This window comes from Gordonia sp. HS-NH1 (assembly GCF_001418765.1).
GTDB lineage: Bacteria > Actinomycetota > Actinomycetes > Mycobacteriales > Mycobacteriaceae > Gordonia.
This window is the reverse complement of record NZ_LIYC01000107.1, coordinates 1-1,107: the sequence shown is the minus strand read 5'-3', so window position 1 is coordinate 1,107 and position 1,107 is coordinate 1. Positions and strand designations below refer to the sequence as shown.

At 65.4% G+C, this 1,107-nt stretch carries 1 protein-coding gene; it reads right to left on the bottom strand.

The genetic code is table 11. The features are described 5' to 3' along the window. Positions 1 to 103: 103 nt before the first annotated feature. Positions 104 to 1,107 (bottom strand): transposase (locus tag AMD30_RS24250; protein WP_156354426.1); only part of this gene is annotated, 1,004 nt, incomplete at its 5' end.

The window sequence follows — 1,107 nt, the reverse complement described above, 5'->3', positions numbered from 1 at the left end:
CTAGGAGGCTGCTGAATTATTGGTTTCCTGGGCTGGGGGTTGTGGTCGGGTTGTCGGTCTCGCCTGGCTGTGATTGTGGGGGTGGCCTGGATGCCGAGCTGGCTCAGGCCAGGGTCCAGGTGTTGTGGGTAATGCTCAGGCCCAGGCTGGCCAGTCGGCGGAGGTTGAGCGCGGCGACGCGGTGGTGGAGCCAGTTGTTGTTGTTCTCGACACCGCGGAAGGGCACGCGGCGGTTGTTTCGGGTCAGCCAGGCGATGGATCGTTCCGCCATCGGCCGATGTTGCCGGTAAGTGTCCTGAATATGGTTGTCGGCAAATTGTTTTCGGTGTTCGCGCTGCAGTTGGTGATGTTCACCGAGAACAATCTTGCGGCCCCGAGGCGAGGTGGTGCAGCGCTGGCGCAGTGGGCAGCCGCGGCAACCCGCGCCGAAGGTGACCCGCCCTTTCGCGGTGACCGGCCGAGTCAGATTGTTCGGGCAGGTCAACGTGTTCGTGGTGGCGTCGTAGGTGAAGTCGTCGCCGACGAAACCACCCTTGACGGCCGGGCGGTGTGGCCAGGGTTTGAGGACCGCAGTCCAGTTGGTAGGTGCCAGCGACGAGAGCATGGCCCCGGTCGCGTATGCCGAGTCGCCGAGGACCTCGAGGTCAGCAGCGCTGTCGGCGACGGTGGTGTCGGTGGGCAGCAATCGCGCCCCGACTGTGGCATCGGAGTTGTCCTCGCCAGCGGCTTTGGTCAGCTCGGTGGCGGTGACCAGCCCGGTATCGGGTTCGACCACGACATGGGCTTTGAACCCGTCCTGGCGGCGGGACTGGGTTTTATGAGCATGCCGGGCATCGGTATCGACCGTGGAGATCACCCGATCCGGGGCGGTCCTGCGCGCGATCTGCCAACGACCGTCGGTGCCGTCAGAGCCGGCGGCGGGTTCGACATCCTGGCCGGCCACCAACGCCAGCAACGCCACCGCCTGCTGCTCGGATTCGTTATCGGGCTTCTTGGCGATCGCGGTGAGGTCGAGGTCGTCGAGCACGGCCAGGGCGTCGTTGACCAGGGCGCTCACCAAATCGTGTTGGGCCTGTTCATCGTCCCAGGCGATGCGGGGTTTGCCGG